The 222-nt window shown below is 49.1% G+C and carries 1 rRNA gene; it reads right to left on the bottom strand.

Annotation, left to right across the window (positions count from 1 at the left end):
- Nucleotides 1-222, bottom strand: a 23S ribosomal RNA gene (locus ACW5W8_RS24150); the annotation flags it as partial.

The raw sequence follows: 222 nt of genomic DNA, 5'->3' as shown, positions 1-222 counted from the left end.
TAATCCCCGTTCGCTCGCCGCTACTGAGGGAATCTCGGTTGATTTCTTTTCCTCGGGGTACTTAGATGTTTCAGTTCTCCCGGTTCGCCTCTGTTACCTATGTATTCAGTAACAGATACCCGAGTTATCTCGGGTGGGTTTCCCCATTCGGAAATCTGTGAGTAATAGCGTCTCTTACCGACTTCTCACAGCTTATCGCAGGTTAGTACGTCCTTCATCGCC

It is taken from the genome of Aeromonas aquatilis, assembly GCF_054052405.1.
This window is presented reverse-complemented; position numbering and strand designations above follow the sequence as displayed.